Origin of the sequence: Opacimonas viscosa, from assembly GCF_024199005.1 — a bacterium.
Lineage (GTDB): Bacteria > Pseudomonadota > Gammaproteobacteria > Enterobacterales > Alteromonadaceae > Opacimonas > Opacimonas viscosa.
In genome coordinates this window covers 46,989-68,379 of sequence record NZ_JANATA010000004.1, presented here as the reverse complement: position 1 = coordinate 68,379, position 21,391 = coordinate 46,989, and the positions used below count along the sequence as shown (strand labels likewise).

The window sequence follows — 21,391 nt, the reverse complement described above, 5'->3', positions numbered from 1 at the left end:
GCGTGTTATTTCGTGCAAAAACTCTTGCTTTACGCTACTATTCTCGACCGAAATTTTAACCACACATGCAGAAAGAACACTATGGCTCATACTCCTCGTAAAATGTTAGTTACCAGCGCTTTACCATATGCCAATGGTTCCATCCATTTAGGTCATTTACTTGAACATATCCAGACGGATATCTGGACGCGTTTCCAGCGCTTACGTGGTCATGAGTGTTATAGTGTCTGTGCGGATGATGCACACGGTACCCCCATTATGCTAAAAGCCCAAGAACTAGGGCTAAATCCAGAGGATATGGTGGAAGCTACACGCCAAGAGCACCATGAGGATTTGTTGGGTTTTGGCGTGGAGTATGACAATTATTACTCGACTCATTCACCAGAGAATGAAGCGCTGTCACAGGATATGTATAACCGTTTAAATGCGGCCGGTTATATCAGCAAAAAAACGATTAATCAGTTATACGATCCAGAAAAAAACATGTTTTTACCCGATCGTTTTGTGAAAGGAGACTGTCCTAAATGTGGTGCTGTAGACCAAAATGGTGATAGTTGTGACGTCTGTGGCGCCACTTATTCACCCACGGAAGTCAACAACCCTCGCTCAGTAGTATCTGGAGCGACTCCGATACTCAAAGACTCCGAGCATTTTTTCTTTGATTTACCAAAGTTTGAAGACATGTTACAAAACTGGATCACGTCTGGTGCTATTCAAAACGAAATGGCAAACAAATTACAAGAGTGGTTCGAACAAGGATTGCAACAGTGGGACATTTCTCGAGATGCACCTTACTTTGGGATCGAAATTCCTGGTGCACCTGGCAAGTATTTTTATGTTTGGGTGGATGCGCCGGTCGGTTATATGGCCAGTTTCAAAAACTACTGTGATAAAAACGATGTGGATTTTGACAGTTTTTGGCAAGTCGATTCCGATGCTGAGTTGTATCACTTTATCGGTAAAGACATCACTTATTTCCATTGTCTCTTCTGGCCAGCTATGCTGGAAGGTGCTGGATATAGAAAACCAACAGGCGTAAATATTCATGGTTTTGTTACCGTAAACGGCGCCAAAATGTCTAAATCAAAAGGGACATTTATTAAAGCCCGTACTTACCTAGAACACCTAAACCCAGAGTATCTACGTTATTATTTTGCTTCAAAATTGAGTGATTCCGTGACAGATATCGATCTGAATTTTGCTGACTTTACGCAAAAAGTGAATTCAGACTTGGTGGGTAAAGTGGTGAATATTGCGAGCCGTTGTGCTGGCTTCATTACTAAAAAGTTTGCCGGGAAGCTTTCGGACAATGTTTTAGATGCAGCACTCTTGGCAGAATTCACTGGAGCAAGTGAGAGTATTGCACAACACTTTGAAGCCAGACAATACCATCATGCGATTCGTGAAATCATGGCTTTAGCAGATAAGGCAAACCAATATATTGATACACAGGCACCATGGGTTACGATTAAAGATGCTGACAAACAAACGTTGACTCATGATGTATGCTCAATGGGTATCCATATGTTCCGAGTGCTAGCCGTTTATTTATCACCCGTGCTACCTGAATTAACTAAGTCAGCACAAACATTCTTAAATGACGAGTTTACTTGGGATAGCGCACAAACGACACTGACTGGCCATGAGATTAATAAATTTAAAGCCATGCTACAGCGTGTAGATACGGATAAAGTCGAAAAAATGGTCGAGGCATCAAAAGAAAATTTAGCACCAAAAGCTACAACCACACCAGCAAAACCTAAAAAGTCATCAAGCAAACCAGCCAGTGATGATCCGATAGCTGAGACAATCTCATTTGAGGAGTTTGCTAAAGTCGATTTGCGTATAGCCAAGATTGTGAGTGCTGAGCATGTTGAAGGTGCTGACAAATTGTTGCGTTTACAGCTGGATATTGGTACGAGTACCAAGCAGGTATTTGCGGGGATAAAATCAGCTTACTCGCCAGAGCAATTAACGGGTAAGCTCACAGTAATGGTCGCTAATTTAGCGCCACGTAAAATGCGTTTTGGCATGTCTGAGGGGATGGTACTAGCAGCAGGTCCAGGTGGCGATGAATTATATATTCTCGAACCAAACGAAGGTGCACAACCCGGTATGCGCGTCAAATAACGCCTACCTCACATCACCTCGCCAAGATGCGGAAACCGGATTTAGGCGAGGTTTCAATTTTGCGAATTTTAGTCGAGATACAGATAAGGGGATTTCTTGTTTTTGTGCCACCACAAAATAAGCATCAGCAAAAGCAGAAAATGACTGACCCAATATTTTCGGTGTATTGATATGATCGACGGTCCTCACTACAAATCCTAAAACGGCTAACCACTCTGTTACCCTTGCTAATGAAAAAAAGCGAGCTTGTTTCATCAAGTGTTGTTGATAAAAAGGCGAAAACCTTAACAGTCCCGCCTGACTAAAGGGATTAAACCCGGTTAATACCAAATAGCCATCACTGCGTAATACTCTTTCAGCTTCTCTGAGCAGAAGATGTGGGTCATTAGCAAAGTCTAAACCATGGAACAAAGTCACCATGTCAATACTCGACTCTGTTATCGATAGATGACACTTATCGGATAAGAATACCCCTTGATTGTGATTTGCATTTTCTTGTTTAGGTTTGTCAGGTAAAGCATATAAAGTACATTTTATATGATTTTGAGTTAAACAGACTGGAGAGCTTAAGTGACCGACATGTAACACATAATCGCCAAAAATTTGCCGACAATGCATATTTAGCAGTTGCTCAGTTTGTACTTGAATAAACTGACCATTGCCAATGTCTGACCATGCCTTTGGTTCGATGATGGTTTTTGTAGTAAATGCCTGATTAATGAGCAACATAGATTAATAATCTTATAAATATTAGTTTTACCTATAGACTAAAGTTCACCTAACAAGCCTTTAGATTAACATCTTAGTAAATATCTTTCGTAAATTGAAAATAAACTTCCGAAATCATACTATATAAACTAAAATACTAAAAAATATGTCGCATAAAAACAATTCAAATCATAAAAAATGGATGCAACCACGACCAAGAATAAATTAGTAATAACGCCTTTACCCGCGTTCTCTGACAATTACATTTGGATTTTACATAACCATACTAGCTGTGTTGTGGTTGATCCAGGTGATGCTGATGTGGTGTTCGATTTTCTTAAAGAAAATAAGTTAAGACTTGAAACCATCTTAGTGACGCACCACCACCCAGATCATACTGGTGGAATTAACAAACTCGTTCAACAATACCCATATACAAGTGTGTTTGGCCCAAAAGATAGTAGCATCCCGCACATTACACAAAAAGTAGTCGAAAATCATAAAGTATTCCTAAACGAAATTGAAATGATATTTAACGTCAAGGAGCTTCCAGGTCACACACTTGATCATATTATGTATGAAGGTCATGGCGTTATTTTCTCTGGAGATGTGTTATTTTCTGCAGGGTGCGGTAGGGTTTTCGAAGGTACTTATGAACAAATGCTACGTTCCATAGATACCTTTTTTAATTACCCTGATAATACACTCATTTATTGTACTCACGAGTACACATTAGCAAATATTGAATTCGCACTGACTGTAGAGCCTAATAATGAAACGCTTAAACAGTTTAAGGCTTGGGCTTTACGTCAACGTAGTAATAACTTCCCAACATTACCCACAAATATATCTGAACAGAAGAAGGTTAATCCATTTATGCGTTTAGACTCACCAGAAGTGATTGCTTTTTGTGAGAAACAATCTGGTCAGAAAGACTTGGACCGCATTGAACTTTTTACTATTTTACGCAAGGCTAAGGATAATTTCTGATATCAAACCTAGCCTAATTTTTGTAGAATGTTATGGTTTAATTTTTCAATTGGTTTCCCTATGCGTATCCTTTTAGTATTTTTGAGTATTACCTTCTTAAGTGCATGTAATGCTACATTAGATGATTTAACGGATGTGCAATACTACAAAACAAGCTGGCAACAGCTTACAGACTCTTCTGAAAAAACCACATCTAGCCTAGAAAAACAAGATGATATCCCTGAGTTGATGCATCCTGCAGAAGACATCACCGACTCATTATCTACGATTGTGTTGACCGCTGAATCTTCTGGAACTGAGCAAACTTTAACAAAAGAGCTTGAACCGGTAGCTTATGCAGATCTTTGGGGGTATTTAGCTGCCAATATGACATTGCCCATATCCCAGCACCCTCGCCTACAAAGTAAAAAAGATTGGTATTTAAAGCACCCTCAGTACATGCAACGCGTAGCCAAGCGCGCTGGTCCATTTTTATATTACATTGTAAAAGAATTAGAGCAACGAGAGCTCCCACTCGAATTAGCGTTGTTACCCATAGTTGAAAGTTCATTTGATCCCTTTGCATATTCACATGGGCGTGCTGCCGGAATGTGGCAATTTATACCGAGTACTGGAAAACGCTATGGGATGGAACAAAACTGGTGGTATGACGGTCGCCGTGATGTAATTGCGTCCACCCAAGGGGCATTAGATTACTTAACGTACCTGCACAAATATTTTGATGGGAATTGGTACCATGCACTAGCAGCTTATAATTCTGGTGAAGGGCGTGTAGGACGGGCCATTCGGAAAAACCGTAAAGCTGGCAAACCAACTGATTTTTGGTCTTTGTCACTGCCCAAAGAAACACGTAGCTATGTTCCCAAATTACTAGCCTTGGTCGAAATATTAAAAAACACGGATAGTCATGCTTTTGCTTGGCCAGAAATACCTAACGAACCAGTTATTGATATTATAGATGTTGGCTCACAAATTGATCTAGCCTTAGCTGCTGAATTTTCCGGTTTGACCTTAACTGAATTACATGCGTTAAATCCCGGATATAACCGTTGGGCAACAGCGCCAAATGGGCCCCATCGTTTAGTTATCCCACTGCACAAAAGTCAAGAATTTACCCAACAGTTAGCCGCTACAGCGCCAGAAAAACGTATCAACTGGGTACGCCATAAAGTACGCTCTGGAGAAAACTTAGGTTTAATCGCACAAAACTACACTACCTCAATTGACGTCATCAAAAGTATTAACGAATTAGGCTCAAATACAATTTATCAAGGTCAGTATCTGTTAGTTCCTGTGGCATTAAAATCATTAGATGAATACAAGCTTAGCCAAACCCAACGCCTGGCGAAATTACAGAGTCGTCCCAGCAAATCTATAAGCATAAAACACAAAGTCGAGAACGGTGATACATTATGGGACTTAGCAAAGAAATATAAAGTCAGTAGTAAAGCGATAGCCCGTTGGAATGGCATCGCACCCAAAGATTTTATTCGTCCAGGTCAAGTTCTGGTGATCCGTTTACCCAAAGATAAAAACTCAGGGATTGTCCGCAACATCACTTATACTGTTCGTTCAGGGGATTCACTTGCTCGGATTGGACAAAAATTTGGTGTGAAAATTAAAGATATCATCAGATGGAACCAGATTGCAGGTCAGAAATACCTACAACCAGGACAAAAACTTAAACTTGCTGTAGATGTCACCAAGGCCCAAGGCTAACATTAAAATCTTTCACCTTGGGACTTTAGCTGTTAGTAACGCTATTTATTTAAATCGCTAAGCCTTACGCCACGTAGTCCCAGCAGCACTGTCCTCAACGATAATACCTAACGCTGCGAACTCATCTCTAGTCGCATCTGCAGTGGCCCAGTCTTTGGCAGCTCGCGCAGCATTTCGTTTTTCGATTAATGCTTCAATATATGCAGCATCTAAACCATCGTCAGCTTGTAAAAATTCGTCAGGCTGACTTTGTAAGCAACCTAAGATACCTCCCAAACCCACCAAAACGGCAGCTAGTTTACTCGCTTCTGCAGGATTACTGTCTTTCACTTTATTCAGTGCTTTTGCGCAGTCAAACAATACAGAAAAAGCAATTGGAGTATTAAAGTCATCATTCATCGCCGTTTCAAAACGGGTCAAATAACCGGCGTAATCCAACGGCGTAGACGGGTCAACATCAACCCCACGTAATGCAGTGTACAGGCGTTCCAAAGCTGATTGAGCTTGGTCTATGTTGTCTTGGGAGTAACTTAACTGACTGCGATAGTGGGCAGACATTAAAAAGAAGCGTAGTGTTTCTGGATGATGTTCTTGTAAAACATCACGCAACGTAAAGAAATTCCCTAAAGATTTAGACATCTTTTCATCATTGACTTGCACCATTCCAGTATGCACCCAAGTATTTACATAAGGCGTATCAAAGGCACAGCAAGACTGGGCAACTTCATTTTCGTGATGAGGAAAAGTCAAATCTGAGCCCCCACCGTGAATATCAAAGTGCGCTCCAAGGTGCTTGTGATTCATTGCAGAGCATTCAATATGCCAACCTGGGCGACCTTCACCCCATGGTGACGACCATCCTGGCTCACCCGATTTAGCCATTTTCCACAAAACAAAGTCCATAGGGTCATTTTTATCTTGTGCAACCTCAACCCGAGCCCCAGCTTGGAGTTGTTCTAAGTCTTGTTTGCTTAATTTACCGTAATCAGCAAATGTTGATACAGCAAATAGCACATCACCACTTGGAGCTACATATGCATGTTCCTTATCAATTAGACGCTGGATCACGTCGATGATCTCGTCCATATGTGTAGTGACTCGCGGTTCAATATCTGGCGGGAGTAGGTTCAATGCTGCAAAATCTTCATGCATCATAGTGATAGTACGTTCGGTTAACTCAGCCATAGTTTCATTGTTTTCTTGAGCACGCTTGATAATTTTATCATCGACGTCGGTAATATTACGCACGTAATTCACAGCATAACCAAGATGGCGGAAGTAGCGTACCATGACATCAAAACTTAAATAGGTACGTGCATGGCCCATATGAGACAGGTCATATACTGTAATCCCACACACATACAAACCAACCTTTTTTTCTTCTAAAGGAACAAAAGGAGATTTTTCACGTGTTAAGGTATTAAATATATGTAACATAACGGGCATAGATCCAAGATAATTTAAGAAGTGTCTAGTTTACCATTGCGCAAAGTAATGTACACCGAATATCCTGACAAAATAATGGGTATAACTTGGTTTGAACCGGATTATTCGGTACACTTCTCAACTTATTTTTTGAACCTTATTTTATCAAAGGAAACTCTATGTCTTCAGTGACTTTACATACTAATCACGGCGCAATTACCATCACGTTAAACGCTGACAAAGCACCACAGACAGTTGCTAATTTTTTGAGCTATGCCAAAGATGGTTTTTATAACGGTACTATTTTTCACCGTGTCATTAAAGGCTTTATGGTTCAAGGTGGTGGTTTCACCCCAGATATGGAACAAAAAGAAACACGTGCACCGATTGAAAATGAAGCCAATAATGGTCTAGCGAATAACAAAGGGACGATTGCTATGGCACGTACCCAAGATCCACACTCAGCTACAGGTCAATTCTTTATTAACGCTAACAATAATGATTTCCTTAATCACACTAGTGAGACGGTAAATGGTTGGGGTTATTGTGTCTTTGGTGAAGTTACGGCGGGTATCGAAGTGGTTGAAGCTATCGAAGCTGTCACTACTGGTAACAACGGCTATCACCAAGACGTACCCGTAGAATCTGTCATTATAGAAAGTGTTGACGTTGCTGAATAAGCCTTTTTATTAGTGACTGCATTTACTTATTTCATCTCTGATCTGCATCTTAGTGCAGACAGAGATGATATTACTCAATGTTTTGCTGAGTTCATGGTTAATGATGCTCCAAAGGCAGATGCACTATATATTTTAGGTGACTTATTTGAAGTATGGGTAGGTGATGATGATATTAACCCCTTCACCACTCACATCGCTAAAATTATTCATTCTGTTGCACAAAACATTCCCGTTTATTTTATTCATGGTAATCGTGATTTTGCATTGAAATCTGGTTTTGCGAAACGCGCTGGCATGCAAATACTAAACGAACAGACAGTGATTGATGTATACGGAACACCGACTGTTATCTTGCATGGCGATGAGTTGTGTACCCGTGATATTGCCTACATGAAATTCCGTAAAAAAGCCCGTTCTTGGTGGTGGCCTAGACTGATGCTCGCCCTTCCCTTACAAGTCCGTAAGAATATAGCGAACAAGGGAAGAAAAGTGTCAAAAGATAATAAGACGAAATTATCAATGGATATTATGGATGTCACGCCTGAAGAAGTGGTAACCGTATTCCAAAAACACCAAGTACTGAGAATGATCCATGGGCATACTCATAGACCAGATATTCATATCCACAAAGTAAACGACAAAGATGCGACACGGATAGTGTTGGGTGATTGGTATAGCCAAGGTAGTGTTTTGCAAGTCAGTGCATCTAAAACGGAGTTACTGACCCTTAAGCACTAATGGGCCAGCCTGAATGAAATTTAAAATCCTCATCTTCAGATTCAATAGCGGTTCGTTCTTGCTCTCTAAAAAATGCCACTCGAGCACTAATATCAGTACCGGCAATCGTCTCAGCCAACGTTAAATAATCTTGGAAATGACGTGCCTCTGAACGCAGTAAAGAAACATAAAAATCGCCTAAAACCGAATCAACACGAGGAGCAAGTTTGGCAAAACGTTCACAAGAACGTGCCTCAATAAATGCACCACATATCAACTTGTCAATGAGTGCTGCTGGCTCAAAAGTACGTACATGAGTCAATAAAGCACGTGCATAACGGCTAGAACCCACATTTTTATAAGCAATACCATAATGATCAAGCATTTCTAACACTTGATAGAAATGATGTAACTCTTCTTTAATCAACAATACCATCTTATTAATCAAATCTTGGCCATAGGAAGTTTCTGACTTCGGTAACATCGATTTTGTTAAGGTATTTTTTGTAGCTAAAGATTGCCAGTCACCTTGCATTCGATAGGTAAAATCTTCGAAAGGTTTTAACCAAGCAAGTAAAGCTTGGCCACTGACCTCATCTACTGCATATTTTCTGATTAAATACATTGCACTTTGTGCAGCTTTTAATTCACAAACTAAATGGTCCAATAACACCACATCTAAATTTTCAGGTAGCACAGCCTGCTCAATCCATGCCTCTGGGGTCTCACAACCTAAAAAAGCATGAATTGGTGCTAATAAATCTGGGGCTACAGTTTGCTGCATTGCTAATTAAACCTTGTTTGATTAAGAATATTCGGAACTAATTATATCAGCATGTGAGATTGATGAAAAATTTGTCAGAGAATTGATGTTTTCATTTGACTTTTTGGTGTTTACACACCATATTGTTAATAGGGTGTTAATTTTTTAACCTTATCGTTACGCTTTAATATTACGCAACCTAATATTACGCAACTTAATGTTAAATGGCACCATGTTAAGCGACTGAATGTTACGAAAAATGGACAGGAGCACGTCTATGCTTTTAAATCATATCTGGGGTCTTTATGCCAGCCCTAAAGCAGAATGGCAAGAAATTGACAAAAAACATGAAAACTATGTTTACCCACTGAGTCATATCGCTATTATTGCCTTGATACCTGCTATCTGTTCTTATTTTGCCAGTGCTCAGATAGGTTGGAGTATAGGTGTTGGTGATACCATAAAACTCACCCATGAAAGTGCAATGTTTATGTCCGTGGGTATGTACTTCGGGTTATTTTTTGGTGTGCTTGCATTAGCTATCATGATCCACGATTTAGCAGAAGTGTTTGATGCTGAGCCTACCATGACACAATCTTTGGAATTAGCAGCGTACACTGCAACCCCTTTATTTATGGTTGGCTTTGCGTGCTTATACCCTGAGCTCTGGGTCATATGTATGGTCGGTTTAGTTGGTTTAGCGTATTCGGTATATTTATTGTATTCAGGCACCCCAATTCTGATGCACATTCCTGAAGAAAAAGGGTTTATATATGCCAGTTCTGTCGTTACATGTGGTCTAGTATTACTCTCTGTTTTAATGGCAGTATCCATCATCTTACTAAGCTCTGGTGCTGGGGTTGTTTACACCTCTTAAAGTTAGTCCCGCTCTACGCTAGGAGTTATTTTCCTAGCTTTTATCCTTACATGAAAAAACGGACCAAATGGTCCGTTTTTTTTATGATATGGATAAATCCATTATGAATTATCTGGCATATTATGAAAATCTAAATTGCTCAATTCACCTTGAAACTTAGGGGAGTTTTTAGCACCCTCTGAACGTGCCGAATCAATCCGTTCTAGATAGTTTTGATCGATATCTCCAGTGATATATTGTCCTGTAAATACTGAGGTTTCAAAACCATTTACTGCCGGATTTTCTTCTTTTACAGCCATTACCAAATCATCAATATCTTGGAAAATAAGGCCGTCCGCTTGGATCATGGTATTGATCTGATCAATATCACGACCATAGGCAATTAATTCATTCGCCGATGGCATATCAATACCATATACATTCGGAAAACGTATTTCAGGTGCAGCAGAAGCAAAATACACTTTATTTGCGCCAGACTCACGCGCCATCTCTATTATTTGCTCAGATGTCGTGCCACGCACAATAGAGTCATCCACTAACAATACATTTTTACCTTTAAACTCTGACTTGATCGCATTTAATTTACGACGCACTGACTTTTTACGCATAGTCTGACCCGGCATAATAAACGTACGCCCTATATAACGGTTTTTCACAAAACCTTGTCTATAAGGTAGATTTAGCGTGTTAGCAATTTCTAAGGCAACATCCATTGAGGTTTCAGGAATAGGAATAACGACATCAATATCTTTGTCAGCCCAGTCACGTGCGATTTTCTCACCTAATTTTCGCCCCATGTTAACCCGTGATGCATATACGGATATACCATCAATAAAAGAATCTGGACGAGCAAAGTAAACAAATTCAAAGACGCAAGGGTTGTGCTGGGGTGAGTCAGAGCATTGTTGGCTAAATAGCTCACCGACTTCACTGACATAGATTGCTTCACCTGGCTCGACATCACGAACAAATTCGTAGCCCACTGCGTCAATCGCAACACTTTCTGATGCGACCATATACTCTGTACCAAATTCCGTCTCACGCTTACCAAGAGCTAGCGGACGAATACCATTAGGATCACGGAAAGCAACCATACCATTGCCAATTATCGTAGCAACTACAGCGTAAGCACCGCGTATTTTGTTATTCACATTAGAAATTGCAGTAAAGATCTCTTCTGGCGTAACTGACATTCCTTTACATGCATTTAACTCATGCGCAAAAATATTCAGTAAAACTTCAGAGTCAGAAGTGGTATTAATATGCCTACGTGCTGTTGCAAAAACTTGTTCTGCCAACTCGTGAGTATTGGTAAGATTGCCGTTATGAGCAAACGCTATACCATATGGTGAATTAACGTAAAAGGGTTGGGCTTCTGCTGAACTGGAGGAGCCTGCAGTAGGATAACGACAGTGGCCGATACCACTATTACCACTTAAATTTTTCATATGACGTGTATGAAAAACATCACGTACCAGACCGTTGGCCTTTCTTAAATGAAAATTACCATTTTCTATGGTCATGATCCCGGCAGCATCCTGGCCGCGGTGTTGAAGTACAGTTAAAGCATCATAAAGTTCTTGAGCGACGGGTGCCTTACCAACAATACCGACAATACCACACATGTTTATACCTACTAAGTGTTGTTAGGTTTTAGGAAACTTGAGTTAGACTCTAGGTATTCGAAAAACCATTGGATAATAAAATCAAATTCAGAAATGAGTATAGATGCATCCCACCACTCTTTCTTGTTAAACGTTGTAAAAGTATCAACAAAAAACAACAAAGCAGATACGATAAGTACCCCACGTAGTGCACCAAACACCATCCCTAAAACTCTATCAGTCCCTGATAAACCTGTTGCTTTGACCAACTGACCGAGCACATAATTTAATACGGCCCCCATAATCATGGTCATAACAAACAAAATTGCAATTGCGGTACCATTGCGAAACATATCATCTTTGATTTGTGTTAAAAATAGTGCAACGGTCGGATAAAACTTACTAGCAATGAAGAAAGCAGAGAACCAAATAATTAAAGAAACGGCTTCTTTAACGAATCCACGCACCAGACTAACAAGTGCGGAAAATGCGATGATACCCAATATAGTGAAATCAACCCAATTCATAAATCCTGCTTGGTAAAGATAGGAGATAAACTACAACGCAAGTTGTAGCAAATTTTCGCGCATTTTAGCAGATGCATTCTGAGAACACACTGACTATTTTGAGCTATTTAACTGTAAAAGGAGTTACTCTTCCGGTCAAACCGGTAACCTCTTGCAGATGCGATAAAGACTTTTCGAGTTTAGATTTATCTAAATCAGGGCCAACAAACACTTTATTAAGCTTACCAACACTGGTTTCAACAGGTTGAGAAAAGACTCGGTAACCTGCTTTTTCGACTTTATCCATCAGCTCTCTGACATTTTTTTGGTGTTTAAAACTGCCTAATTGGATGACCCAGCCCGTTGCTTCCTCATCATTCGGTTGTTGAATAAATGTCTGTTGTTCTAAGGTGCTTTGCGGGTTAGTTTTCACGTCATCGGTCTGAGCAATAACATCGTTACCCGATGACGTGCTAGCGTTAGGTACAAAACTATCGTCGCTTGGGTTTACATCATTCGCCACAACATCATTTTCAAGAGTAATAGGTTTGCTAGTCTTGAGTTTTTCCTCTTGCAGGGAATAACTCTGTGGCTCTTGTAAAATAATAGGCTCAGGGGAAGCTGGGATATTGACGATGATATCTCGTCGAGTTTGCTTCTGCCCATCTAGCATGTCGGGTAAAAAAATGACTGCTAGTGCGAAGATAATGATGGTCCCGACTAATCGATTTTTTATCGCTGGTGCCATGTTAATTCCCTGCTATAGACCTAGTGTTTAGCATTGACTTTGAGAAACGCCAGGAGCGCTTCTACTGTGAAAAACGAACCAAATACTAACACTAAATCTTCTGAATGTGCAGTTTTTAGAATCGCTTTATAGGCAGCATCAATTGATTCAGCAGTGTAAATATCAAGAGTCTTTGTTAAAGATTGTGCAGTTGCTGCTAAGTCAGCCTTATCAGCCGCCCGCTCTCCTTCTAAAGTCACGCAATGTAAACTATGTAGAAGTGGTGCTAGTGGTTCCAATACCCCTTTGATATCTTTGTCTTTGAATGCACCAAATATTGCGTGTAACTTTGGTATCTTGGCGTCATTTGTGTCCTGAAATCCAAGTATCTGTAAATGCTTTGCCAGGTATTGAGCTGCTTGGGGATTATGCGCAACATCTAACAAAAAAGGGACATTATGCGTATTCAAAAAATCTGGAATAATCTTTTGTAAACGCCCATGTAACTTCGTTTTTTCAATCAGTGTTTGAATAAATGCAGAGTTGGTTTTCCATTGCAATGCTTCTATTACAGCCAGTGCTGTTGCAGCATTTGGTAAAGGAATAGAAGGAAGTGATGTGGTGACATCTAAACCCTTTGAGCTGTAATGCCAGCTATCATCTTGCACAGAATAGATAAAATCTTTGCCTGCCCAAGATACCTCAGCATTCAGTTCGAGCGGTATGGTTTGCAACGATGCTGGTGGATCGATTTCACCAATAATAACCGGTTTATTCGCCCTAATAATACCCGCTTTTTCTCGGGCAATGGCTTCTCGAGTGTTGCCTAAAAATGCTTGATGATCTAAACCAATACTAGTAATAACGGCAATATCAGGATCAACAATATTGGTTGCATCTAGACGTCCCCCTAGACCAACTTCCAATAAAACAATTTCAATGGAAGGTTTGTTCAATAGCACTAATGCCGCTAGGGTGCCAAATTCAAAATACGTTAAGGAAATATCGCCGCGTGCTTTCTCAACCGCCATAAATGCCTGACAATGCTTGTAATCATTCAGCAAAGTTTGATTTATCCGCACGCGTTCATTGTATATGGATATGTGTGGTGAGGAGTACACGCCAACACTTTTGTTTTGTAATATACAGGCCTGTTCCAGCATAGCACATGTGGTGCCTTTGCCATTTGTCCCAGCAACAGTTATCACTGTCTGTTTTGACCAAGACAAGTTAAGACGCTGATAGACTTCTCTGACTCTATCCAATCCCATATCAATTTCACTGGGATGGATAGACTCAAGATGCTTCAACCATTGAGATAAAGACCAGTCTTTACTTGGTTGAATGCTCATTATTGTGATTCAGATGTGTCATTAGCATCTGCTTCAGGGTTTGCAGATACAACAGCAGTTTCAGCATGCGTATCTTTATGAAGTTTACTAAGCACGCTATACAAGGTATCCCGCATGTCGCGACGGTCTACGATCATATCAATCGCGCCCTTCTCCAACAAGAACTCACTACGTTGGAATCCTTCTGGCAAAGTTTCACGCACTGTTTGTTCAATAACTCGAGGACCTGCAAAACCGATCAATGCTTTTGGCTCAGCGACATTTATGTCACCTAGCATGGCTAATGAAGCCGATACTCCGCCCATAGTTGGATCAGTCAACACAGATATATATGGTAAACCTTGAGCACTCATCTTGGCTAGCGCTGCACTCGTTTTGGCCATTTGCATTAATGACATTAACGCCTCTTGCATACGTGCACCACCACTAGTCGAAAAACATACTAATGGGCAATTATTTGCTAAACAAGCGTTAACGGCAGCCACAAATTTAGCACCTACGACGGAGGCCATAGAGCCACCTAAGAATGCAAACTCAAAGGAAGCAACGACTACTGGCTTGCCCTTTAACTTACCTTGAACAACAATCAGCGCATCTTTTTCATTCGTTGCTTTTTGTGCTGCAGTTATGCGGTCTTTATATTTTTTTGAATCTTTAAATTTTAAGATATCTTGTGGTTCTAAATCTTTCGCTAGCTCAACCCGACCATCAGCATCTAAAAAGTGGTTAATACGTGAACGAGCAGTAATCCGCATATGATGGTCACATTTTGGGCAAACTTCTTGTAGTTTTTCTAGTTCACTACGATACAGAACAGCATCACACTTGGTGCATTTCGTCCAAATACCTTCTGGTACATTACTTTTTTCTGATGACTGTGTTCGGGGAAGAATCTTTTCTATCCAGCTCATGGAATGGTTTATCCTGTACAAAATTTAGGTAATAGTCGTGGACTATTAATATCCGTCTTATTTAACCATAAAATAGCCAAATATCGAAATCATAACTGGTCTAAGAAGTCTTTATGCTTAGTTTTTAATCCAAGTTTAAAAATATAGGGCCTAACTCGGATGGTGGGAACCCATATTGTGCAGGAAAATCAACATCGACAAAATACAAACCATCAGGTTTGGCCGTTGCAGCCGCTAATGTTCGGTCCTTGCTATCTAATAACGTTTGCATCCAAGTCACTGGTTCCTCACCTGCTCCAATAACCGCTAAAGAACCAATGATATTGCGTACCATATGGTGCAAGAATGCATTTGCTTTGATATCCATCACAATGTATTTACCCTGTCGAATCACATGCACATGATGGATGTTGCGCCATGGTGTATTGGATTGACAGTGCGCAGCGCGAAATGCTGAAAAATCATGCTCACCGACTAAGCATTGTGCGGCTCGATCCATAAGATCCGCATCTAGTGGCTTGTATATTTGCGTGACCCCTTTATTTAAAATGCCAGGACGCGTGCGATCGTTGTAAATCACATAACGATAACGACGCGCGGTAGCAGTAAAGCGAGCATGAAAGTTGTCATCAACAGGTTTAACCCATTTAATCGCGATTGGATCAGGTAGATTGCTGTTAATACCTAATACCCAGGCTTTTTCATCTCGTTCTGCATGAGTCGAAAAATGCACAATTTGGTATGTTGCATGCACCCCCGAATCAGTCCGTCCGCTACATTGGACACTGACAGGTTCATTAGCAATTTTAGATAGGGCTAATTCTAGGGATTCTTGAATACTGGGGACATTTGCCTGTCTTTGCCAACCATAAAATTGCGCACCAAAATACTCCACGCATAGCGCATATTTTTTTTTATTTTCTGACATTATAAATTTTTCAACTGTTCAATTAGCGCTTTCGCTTCTACGACTTGTTCGTCACTTCCCTCTGTGACAACCCCTTCTAGCAAAGCCTTTGCTTCATTGTATTCATCAATTTCAATGTATGCGCGAGCGAGGTCCAAATTAGAAGCAAATACATCATCTTGTAATATTTCTGAGCTTGGTACTGCATCTGGAATACCTGGGATATTCTTCAAAACATCGAGGTCTGGTTCTCCTACCTCAAGTTCGGTAGATTCTTGAAGCAAAGCATCCACATCCAAGTATTCAGGGATCTCAGCATCAACACTTTCAGTGATGTCAGTATCCACGACAGACGCCTTGTTAGAATCTTCAGTGGACTGTTTTCCTGACTCATCAAAACTATTTTCAGCAAATGAATCAAAAGATAAATCCCCTAAAATATCATCACTTAAATCTGTAATTTCATTGCTTTCATCTGCAGACTCTAAATCCTTGTCCAAAGAATCTAGTAAATCATCAAAATCCACATTTTCAATCTCATCCAAAACTTGTTTGTCAGAGTCTTCAGTGAGCCAAGCATCCAAATCATCTAACTCAGGTACGTCATCCACTATAGCCGCAGACTGTTCAACCTCTGGGGACTCAGCATCTCCAGAATCAACATGTTCAGTGCTAGGAGTCTCCCCTAAGGGTTCTCCTAGTAGCTCATCCAACAACTCATCAGTCAATGCCTCTTGAACACTGGTATTGCTGGGCTCTTCTAATACTTCATCCAGGTTTAACTCAGTCAGAAAATCATCGTCATCATCACTGATGACTGGATCGTCTAAGTGATCCATTTCATCAGTCACAGTCAGTTCATCAAGCAGTTCATCGGCCAGTGCATCATTTGCATCTAACACAGGGGTGGCCAGTGTATCTTCGTCAGTCGCGCCTAGTTCTGCTAACAGTTCGTCTGCCAACGCATCGTTATCGTCAAGTGCCTGACCAGATCTCAGCTCAGCATCATCATCCAATGTATCCTCATCAGGTGTATCCGTACCGAGCATACTTTCCATCATCTCAATCTGTTCAAGTTCATTGAGCAAATTATCAACGTCTTTATCTATATTTTGGCTTTGCGTTTCAATCTCTTGATCAAGCGTAGTAATTGCTTCATCGTCTAGGGGCTTATACTCGTCAATATCTAAATTTTCAGGTATTGCGGACTCATTCATCTCAGGGCGTTGCTCTAACTCACTGAGCGCTTCATTTGCCTCTAGTTCTGACTCAGCCTGAGCTTCATCCAACAAACTATCAATATCGTCCTCGTCGACTACGGCAGACTCAGCCTGAGCTTCATCCAGCAGACTATCAATATCATCCTCATCGACTGCGGCAGACTCAGCCTGAGCTTCATCCAACAAACTATCAATATCATCCTCATCGACTACGGCAGACTCAGCCTGAGCTTCATCCAACAATCCATCAATATCATCCTCATCGACTACGGCAGACTCAGGCTGAGTTTCATCCAACAATCCATCAATATCGTCCTCGTCGACTGCGGCAGACTCAGCCTGAGCTTCATCCAACAAATTATCAATATCGGTCTCGTCGATGACTTCAGATACCTCTGGGCTGTCATTTACGCTGTCTTTTTGACTCTCTTGAGTGCTGTCTTCAGGGCTTTCATCAAAAATATTGGAATCATCTAAACCACTATCAGCAAACAGAGCATCCAACTCTGATTGGTCTAGTTCCCCATCACCTGGTGTAAAATCAATATCTTCAATCTGCGCTCGAAGTTCATCTTCATTTATTTGAGCATCGGTACTCTCAGGTACTATGAGACCATCAAGATCCCCAGCAAATTCTTCTTCTGGCTCTTCAACTGTGGTTGGTGCTTCTGTAGGCTCTGGAATATCATCTATTAACGCATTTAAGTCTATTTCAGTTGCCGAAGGTTCGGTCGCTTCATTCTCAACGATTTCTTCTAACAAGGATTCACTGACGTCATCTAGTTCTTCTGTATCATCTACACGACTCAGCTCATCATTATCCAGTACATCTTCTGGTTGTTTGCGTCTAAATAACCACAAACCAAATATAATTAAAGATACCAGTACCGTAAGAGAGACCGCACCTATAACAACCAAAGGCTCTGACATCAATGCCTTTACATCTTCTACCCAAGGCGAAGTCTCTACTTCAGGTTCGTCTGCTGCGCCGTTATCTAACAACGCAAACAAATGCGCTTGCAGTTCAGCTTGTTCCTCTAATTGATTTTGTACGTCACCGTTAACTTGGGCGGCTAAAGTGTTGACACGTTGTGCGACATCATTAACTTGAGAGGCTAGCTTTTTATTTTCCGCCAAAAGTATTTGTATCGTTTCTAAAGAAACCGCATATTGCGCTCTGATTTCATTAATGATTTGTTGTTGACTAGCAACATTTTCAGTTTGATTAATGACATCTGAGACTGCTTGAGTTGTGGGGGTATTGACAGGCTTATCAGCGTCTTTTAGTGCGGTATTTGTTGGAGGTGAGATTTGCTCGTCAGACACATTTTGTGCTGTACTTTGAGTATCCCTGGTAACTGTTTTTATCTTCGTACTATCTTGATAACCCCATTTTGATTCGTCACTCTCAATCTTGCGTTCTGATTCAGCTAAATCTAAGCTGTTGATGAAACTACTGGAAGGCATCTCTAGCATGACATCATTACGCAAATGGTTCACATTATTGTCAATAAATGCTTGTGAGTTTTTCAAATAGATAGCATACATGACTGGGTAAAGTGAGGGTGGTTTTGGACCATCATAATCAGGTGAATTACGATAATCTTTGGCAATTTTCCACAAGGTATCCTCTTGTTGAACAGGACCAAAAACCACATTAGAAATGTCAGCAGATTTCGCACCGCGGATTTGTACCGTCGAAAAGTCACCCGCTGCTTTAGCAGGTACTGCGTAACCAATAACCAATACAGCAACCAGTGCTATTTTCAACAATGTCATGGATAGATTCCTAGCATTTTTGCCATGCTTTTAGGTTTTTCTTTATGAAATATTTGCAGAGTATTCTATGCTTTTATTCCGCATAAAAAAAGCCCCGATATAATTGATATATCAGGGCTTTTCACTAATTTCTTTAATTTTATAAATATTCTTTAATTAAAAGCTCGGCAATCTGCACACTATTTGTTGCCGCACCCTTACGAATATTATCTGATACAACCCACATATTGATACCATTTGGATGTGAAATATCATTGCGAACTCGACCCACATGCGTTAAATCATTACCACTTGCACTACATACTTGCGTAGGGAATTCTTCTTGCGCGGCATACAACTTAACGCCTGGAGCTTCGGCAAGTAAATTCTTTACATCTTCAGCATCAATCGGAGTACGAGTCTCAATATGAATGGCTTCCCCATGACCATAGAACACTGGTACACGAACCGCTGTAGGGTTTACTAAAATGGTATCATCACCTAAAATTTTGCGCGTTTCCCACACCATTTTCATCTCTTCTTTGGTGTAATCATTGTCGGTAAAGACATCAATTTGTGGAATAACATTAAATGCGATTTGACGTGCAAAATCTTCATTTTTCACTTCACGGGCATTCAATAGATCAGCTGTTTGTGTTGCTAAACCTTCCATCGCTGATTTACCAGCACCTGATACTGATTGGTAAGTACAAACATTGATTCGCTCAATCCCCACAGCATCATGAATAGGCTTTAATGCAACCATCATCTGAATGGTAGAACAGTTTGGATTGGCAATAATATTGCGGTTACGGAAATCAGCTAATGCACTGCCATTTACCTCTGGGACCACCAAAGGAATATCAGGCTCATAACGGAAATGAGAAGTGTTGTCGATAACAACACAACCTGCCTCAGCAGCAATCGGTGCAAACTTTTCGGATACGCTACCACCAGCAGAAAAAAAGCCTAATTCAACTTGTGACCAGTCAAATTTATCGGCATCCAATACTTCAATCTCTTTCCCTTTAAAAGTAATTGTACCGCCTGCTGAACGCGCTGATGCTAATGGGAATAACTGGTTAATAGGGAAATTACGTTCCGCTAATAAATCCATCATAGTTTGGCCTACTAGGCCAGTTGCGCCTAAAACGGCTACATTAAAAGATTGAGACATGATGATCTAAGATCCTATAAATTAGATTAAACGAGTTGTGACAAACCCAAGTGCACCAAGTATATCTTGGGTAACAAGGCTACTGCAAGTGACTTCAAGCACTGAAAACTCACGTCGTACCATTGCTGTCGAAGAAAACTTAGGATTTCGGTATGCTTTACGTAATTCGGCAAAGCAGGGAGATTGTGCCATTTCAGTCACAAATTCTCTATTATCAATTGCTATATCATATACCGCCCAGACTAATGTAGTAAGCGACTCAACGCTGAGCACATCATCATGACAAGCGTAAGCTTTGTGACATTTAGGTAAAAAATCAGACATAGCGAGTGTCGCGGGCTGACCTACTTGCTCGGCAAGCCAGGCATACAACATGAAAGTACCCCGAGTTTTACCTTCTAGACTGTGGCCTGCAATATGTGGCGTCGCAATTAAGCAATGTGGTATTAATGCGCTAAGAATGTTGGGTTCATTTTCCCAAACATCCAGAATGAGGGTTGGCATTGCTTGAGACTCATACAAAGCTAACAATGCTTGATTATCAATGACCTCGCCACGACCAGCGTTTAGCAAAATTTGTTCAGGTTTAAGTTGGGCCAGAACATTAGCATCAAATAAATGCTCTGTTGGGGTCTCACCTGTTTTCACTAACGGGGCATGCAAGCAAATAATATCACAATCTAAAATAGCCGAAAAATCATTCAATGCAGCATTATTTTCAGCTTTTGCTCGAGGAGGATCATACAAATGTATTTCGCAGCCCAAAGCAGTAAATTTTTGCGCTACCCGACTACCAACCTGCCCTACCCCAACAATTCCGACTGAAAGATTTTGCAAAACAGTTATCGGGTCTTGAAGACGGATTTTGTTAGTCTCCAACAAGGCATATAAAACCGCACTTAGCGCATATTCGGAAACTGCTTGTGCATTACAACCCGCTGCATGGTAAACGCCTTTGTTGGTCTTGGCTAAGGCCTCAAGATCTAAATGGTTGTAACCGGCGGTGGCCGTAGCTACATACTTACATTGGGTCAGACGCTCTACTAAATGCTCATCCACTTTGGTCGTCGAACGAATCATCAGCGCATCCACCCCAGAAACATCTAAATGAGGAATTTCAGCATGGTTGAATTCTTGGGCTGTACCTAATGTACTAAAAACCTCTTTCGCAAAAGGCATATTATCATCGTAAAATATGTGCATAAAAGCGTACTCAAAAC

18 protein-coding genes are annotated in these 21,391 nt (G+C 40.7%); 6 read left to right on the top strand and 12 right to left on the bottom strand.

Annotated elements, in window-relative coordinates; translation table 11 throughout:
• Positions 1 to 81: 81 nt before the first annotated feature.
• Positions 82 to 2,130, top strand: coding sequence for a methionine--tRNA ligase (gene metG / locus NLF92_RS03750; RefSeq protein WP_254099049.1), 2,049 nt, complete (start codon positions 82 to 84; stop codon positions 2,128 to 2,130).
• A 3-nt stretch (positions 2,131 to 2,133) separates the two neighbouring features.
• Here metG and NLF92_RS03745 read toward each other — a convergent pair whose 3' ends face one another.
• Entirely contained in the window at positions 2,134 to 2,859 is a 726-nt protein-coding gene (locus NLF92_RS03745; RefSeq protein ID WP_254099041.1) for a methyltransferase domain-containing protein, read from the bottom strand.
• 177 nt (positions 2,860 to 3,036) lie between these two features.
• Between NLF92_RS03745 and gloB the strand changes: the two genes are divergently transcribed.
• Entirely contained in the window at positions 3,037 to 3,828 is a 792-nt protein-coding gene (gloB, locus tag NLF92_RS03740; protein ID WP_254099039.1) for a hydroxyacylglutathione hydrolase, read from the top strand.
• A 60-nt stretch (positions 3,829 to 3,888) separates the two neighbouring features.
• Positions 3,889 to 5,547: a LysM peptidoglycan-binding domain-containing protein gene (locus tag NLF92_RS03735; RefSeq protein WP_254099037.1), complete on the top strand. Its 1,659-nt coding sequence runs from the start codon at positions 3,889 to 3,891 to the stop codon at positions 5,545 to 5,547.
• A gap of 57 nt (positions 5,548 to 5,604) precedes the next feature.
• Here NLF92_RS03735 and cysS read toward each other — a convergent pair whose 3' ends face one another.
• Positions 5,605 to 6,984 carry a cysteine--tRNA ligase gene (gene cysS, locus NLF92_RS03730; RefSeq protein ID WP_254099035.1) on the bottom strand — a complete coding sequence of 460 codons (1,380 nt, stop codon included), beginning with the start codon at positions 6,982 to 6,984 and terminating at the stop codon, positions 5,605 to 5,607.
• 167 nt (positions 6,985 to 7,151) lie between these two features.
• Between cysS and NLF92_RS03725 the strand changes: the two genes are divergently transcribed.
• Together NLF92_RS03725 and lpxH are read left to right on the top strand one after the other, a co-directional pair.
• Positions 7,152 to 7,652 (top strand): peptidylprolyl isomerase, encoded by a 501-nt coding sequence (locus tag NLF92_RS03725; RefSeq protein ID WP_254099033.1) that lies wholly within the window; start codon positions 7,152 to 7,154, stop codon positions 7,650 to 7,652.
• Positions 7,653 to 7,664: 12 nt separating this feature from the next.
• Entirely contained in the window at positions 7,665 to 8,390 is a 726-nt protein-coding gene (gene lpxH / locus NLF92_RS03720) for a UDP-2,3-diacylglucosamine diphosphatase (protein WP_254099031.1), read from the top strand.
• Here the strand turns inward: lpxH and miaE are convergent.
• Positions 8,380 to 9,153, bottom strand: a complete 774-nt coding sequence (gene miaE, locus NLF92_RS03715; RefSeq protein WP_254099029.1) for a tRNA isopentenyl-2-thiomethyl-A-37 hydroxylase MiaE — start codon at positions 9,151 to 9,153, stop codon at positions 8,380 to 8,382. The genes lpxH and miaE overlap by 11 nt on opposite strands.
• 256 nt (positions 9,154 to 9,409) lie before the next feature.
• Here miaE and NLF92_RS03710 point away from each other — a divergent pair, with 256 nt between their 5' ends.
• Positions 9,410 to 10,009: a Yip1 family protein gene (locus NLF92_RS03710; protein ID WP_254099027.1), complete on the top strand. Its 600-nt coding sequence runs from the start codon at positions 9,410 to 9,412 to the stop codon at positions 10,007 to 10,009.
• 101 nt (positions 10,010 to 10,110) lie between these two features.
• Here NLF92_RS03710 and purF read toward each other — a convergent pair whose 3' ends face one another.
• The 9 genes from purF to NLF92_RS03665 form a co-directional block, all read right to left on the bottom strand.
• A complete protein-coding gene (gene purF / locus NLF92_RS03705) occupies positions 10,111 to 11,634 on the bottom strand; it encodes an amidophosphoribosyltransferase (protein WP_254099025.1) in 1,524 nt (507 codons plus the stop codon).
• 11 nt (positions 11,635 to 11,645) lie between these two features.
• Entirely contained in the window at positions 11,646 to 12,140 is a 495-nt protein-coding gene (locus NLF92_RS03700) for a CvpA family protein (RefSeq protein ID WP_254099023.1), read from the bottom strand.
• Between the two features lie 103 nt (positions 12,141 to 12,243).
• On the bottom strand, positions 12,244 to 12,867 hold the full coding sequence (locus tag NLF92_RS03695) for an SPOR domain-containing protein (protein ID WP_254099021.1): 624 nt from the start codon (positions 12,865 to 12,867) through the stop codon (positions 12,244 to 12,246).
• 20 nt (positions 12,868 to 12,887) lie between these two features.
• Entirely contained in the window at positions 12,888 to 14,198 is a 1,311-nt protein-coding gene (gene folC / locus NLF92_RS03690) for a bifunctional tetrahydrofolate synthase/dihydrofolate synthase (RefSeq protein WP_254099019.1), read from the bottom strand.
• A complete protein-coding gene (accD, locus tag NLF92_RS03685; RefSeq protein ID WP_254099017.1) occupies positions 14,198 to 15,109 on the bottom strand; it encodes an acetyl-CoA carboxylase, carboxyltransferase subunit beta in 912 nt (303 codons plus the stop codon). The genes folC and accD overlap by 1 nt, the downstream gene beginning before the upstream one ends.
• A 124-nt stretch (positions 15,110 to 15,233) precedes the next feature.
• A complete protein-coding gene (truA, locus tag NLF92_RS03680; protein WP_254099015.1) occupies positions 15,234 to 16,037 on the bottom strand; it encodes a tRNA pseudouridine(38-40) synthase TruA in 804 nt (267 codons plus the stop codon).
• Entirely contained in the window at positions 16,037 to 19,015 is a 2,979-nt protein-coding gene (locus NLF92_RS03675; RefSeq protein WP_254099013.1) for a FimV/HubP family polar landmark protein, read from the bottom strand. Before NLF92_RS03675 ends, truA begins: the two co-directional genes overlap by 1 nt.
• Before the next feature lie 139 nt (positions 19,016 to 19,154).
• Positions 19,155 to 20,171, bottom strand: a complete 1,017-nt coding sequence (locus tag NLF92_RS03670; RefSeq protein WP_254099011.1) for an aspartate-semialdehyde dehydrogenase — start codon at positions 20,169 to 20,171, stop codon at positions 19,155 to 19,157.
• 21 nt (positions 20,172 to 20,192) lie between these two features.
• On the bottom strand, positions 20,193 to 21,374 hold the full coding sequence (locus NLF92_RS03665) for a 4-phosphoerythronate dehydrogenase (protein WP_254099005.1): 1,182 nt from the start codon (positions 21,372 to 21,374) through the stop codon (positions 20,193 to 20,195).
• Positions 21,375 to 21,391 lie beyond the last annotated feature (17 nt).

Coding starts and splice junctions, on each gene's coding strand:
- NLF92_RS03665 (WP_254099005.1), bottom strand. CDS start 21,374: ATGCACATATTTTACGATGATAATATGCCTTTTGCGAAAGAGGTTTTT.
- metG (WP_254099049.1), top strand. CDS start 82: ATGGCTCATACTCCTCGTAAAATGTTAGTTACCAGCGCTTTACCATAT.
- gloB (WP_254099039.1), top strand. CDS start 3,037: ATGGATGCAACCACGACCAAGAATAAATTAGTAATAACGCCTTTACCC.
- truA (WP_254099015.1), bottom strand. CDS start 16,037: ATGTCAGAAAATAAAAAAAAATATGCGCTATGCGTGGAGTATTTTGGT.
- miaE (WP_254099029.1), bottom strand. CDS start 9,153: ATGCAGCAAACTGTAGCCCCAGATTTATTAGCACCAATTCATGCTTTT.
- purF (WP_254099025.1), bottom strand. CDS start 11,634: ATGTGTGGTATTGTCGGTATTGTTGGTAAGGCACCCGTCGCTCAAGAA.
- folC (WP_254099019.1), bottom strand. CDS start 14,198: ATGAGCATTCAACCAAGTAAAGACTGGTCTTTATCTCAATGGTTGAAG.
- cysS (WP_254099035.1), bottom strand. CDS start 6,984: ATGTTACATATATTTAATACCTTAACACGTGAAAAATCTCCTTTTGTT.
- NLF92_RS03695 (WP_254099021.1), bottom strand. CDS start 12,867: ATGGCACCAGCGATAAAAAATCGATTAGTCGGGACCATCATTATCTTC.
- NLF92_RS03700 (WP_254099023.1), bottom strand. CDS start 12,140: ATGAATTGGGTTGATTTCACTATATTGGGTATCATCGCATTTTCCGCA.
- NLF92_RS03710 (WP_254099027.1), top strand. CDS start 9,410: ATGCTTTTAAATCATATCTGGGGTCTTTATGCCAGCCCTAAAGCAGAA.
- NLF92_RS03675 (WP_254099013.1), bottom strand. CDS start 19,015: ATGACATTGTTGAAAATAGCACTGGTTGCTGTATTGGTTATTGGTTAC.
- NLF92_RS03670 (WP_254099011.1), bottom strand. CDS start 20,171: ATGTCTCAATCTTTTAATGTAGCCGTTTTAGGCGCAACTGGCCTAGTA.
- NLF92_RS03735 (WP_254099037.1), top strand. CDS start 3,889: ATGCGTATCCTTTTAGTATTTTTGAGTATTACCTTCTTAAGTGCATGT.
- NLF92_RS03725 (WP_254099033.1), top strand. CDS start 7,152: ATGTCTTCAGTGACTTTACATACTAATCACGGCGCAATTACCATCACG.
- accD (WP_254099017.1), bottom strand. CDS start 15,109: ATGAGCTGGATAGAAAAGATTCTTCCCCGAACACAGTCATCAGAAAAA.
- NLF92_RS03745 (WP_254099041.1), bottom strand. CDS start 2,859: ATGTTGCTCATTAATCAGGCATTTACTACAAAAACCATCATCGAACCA.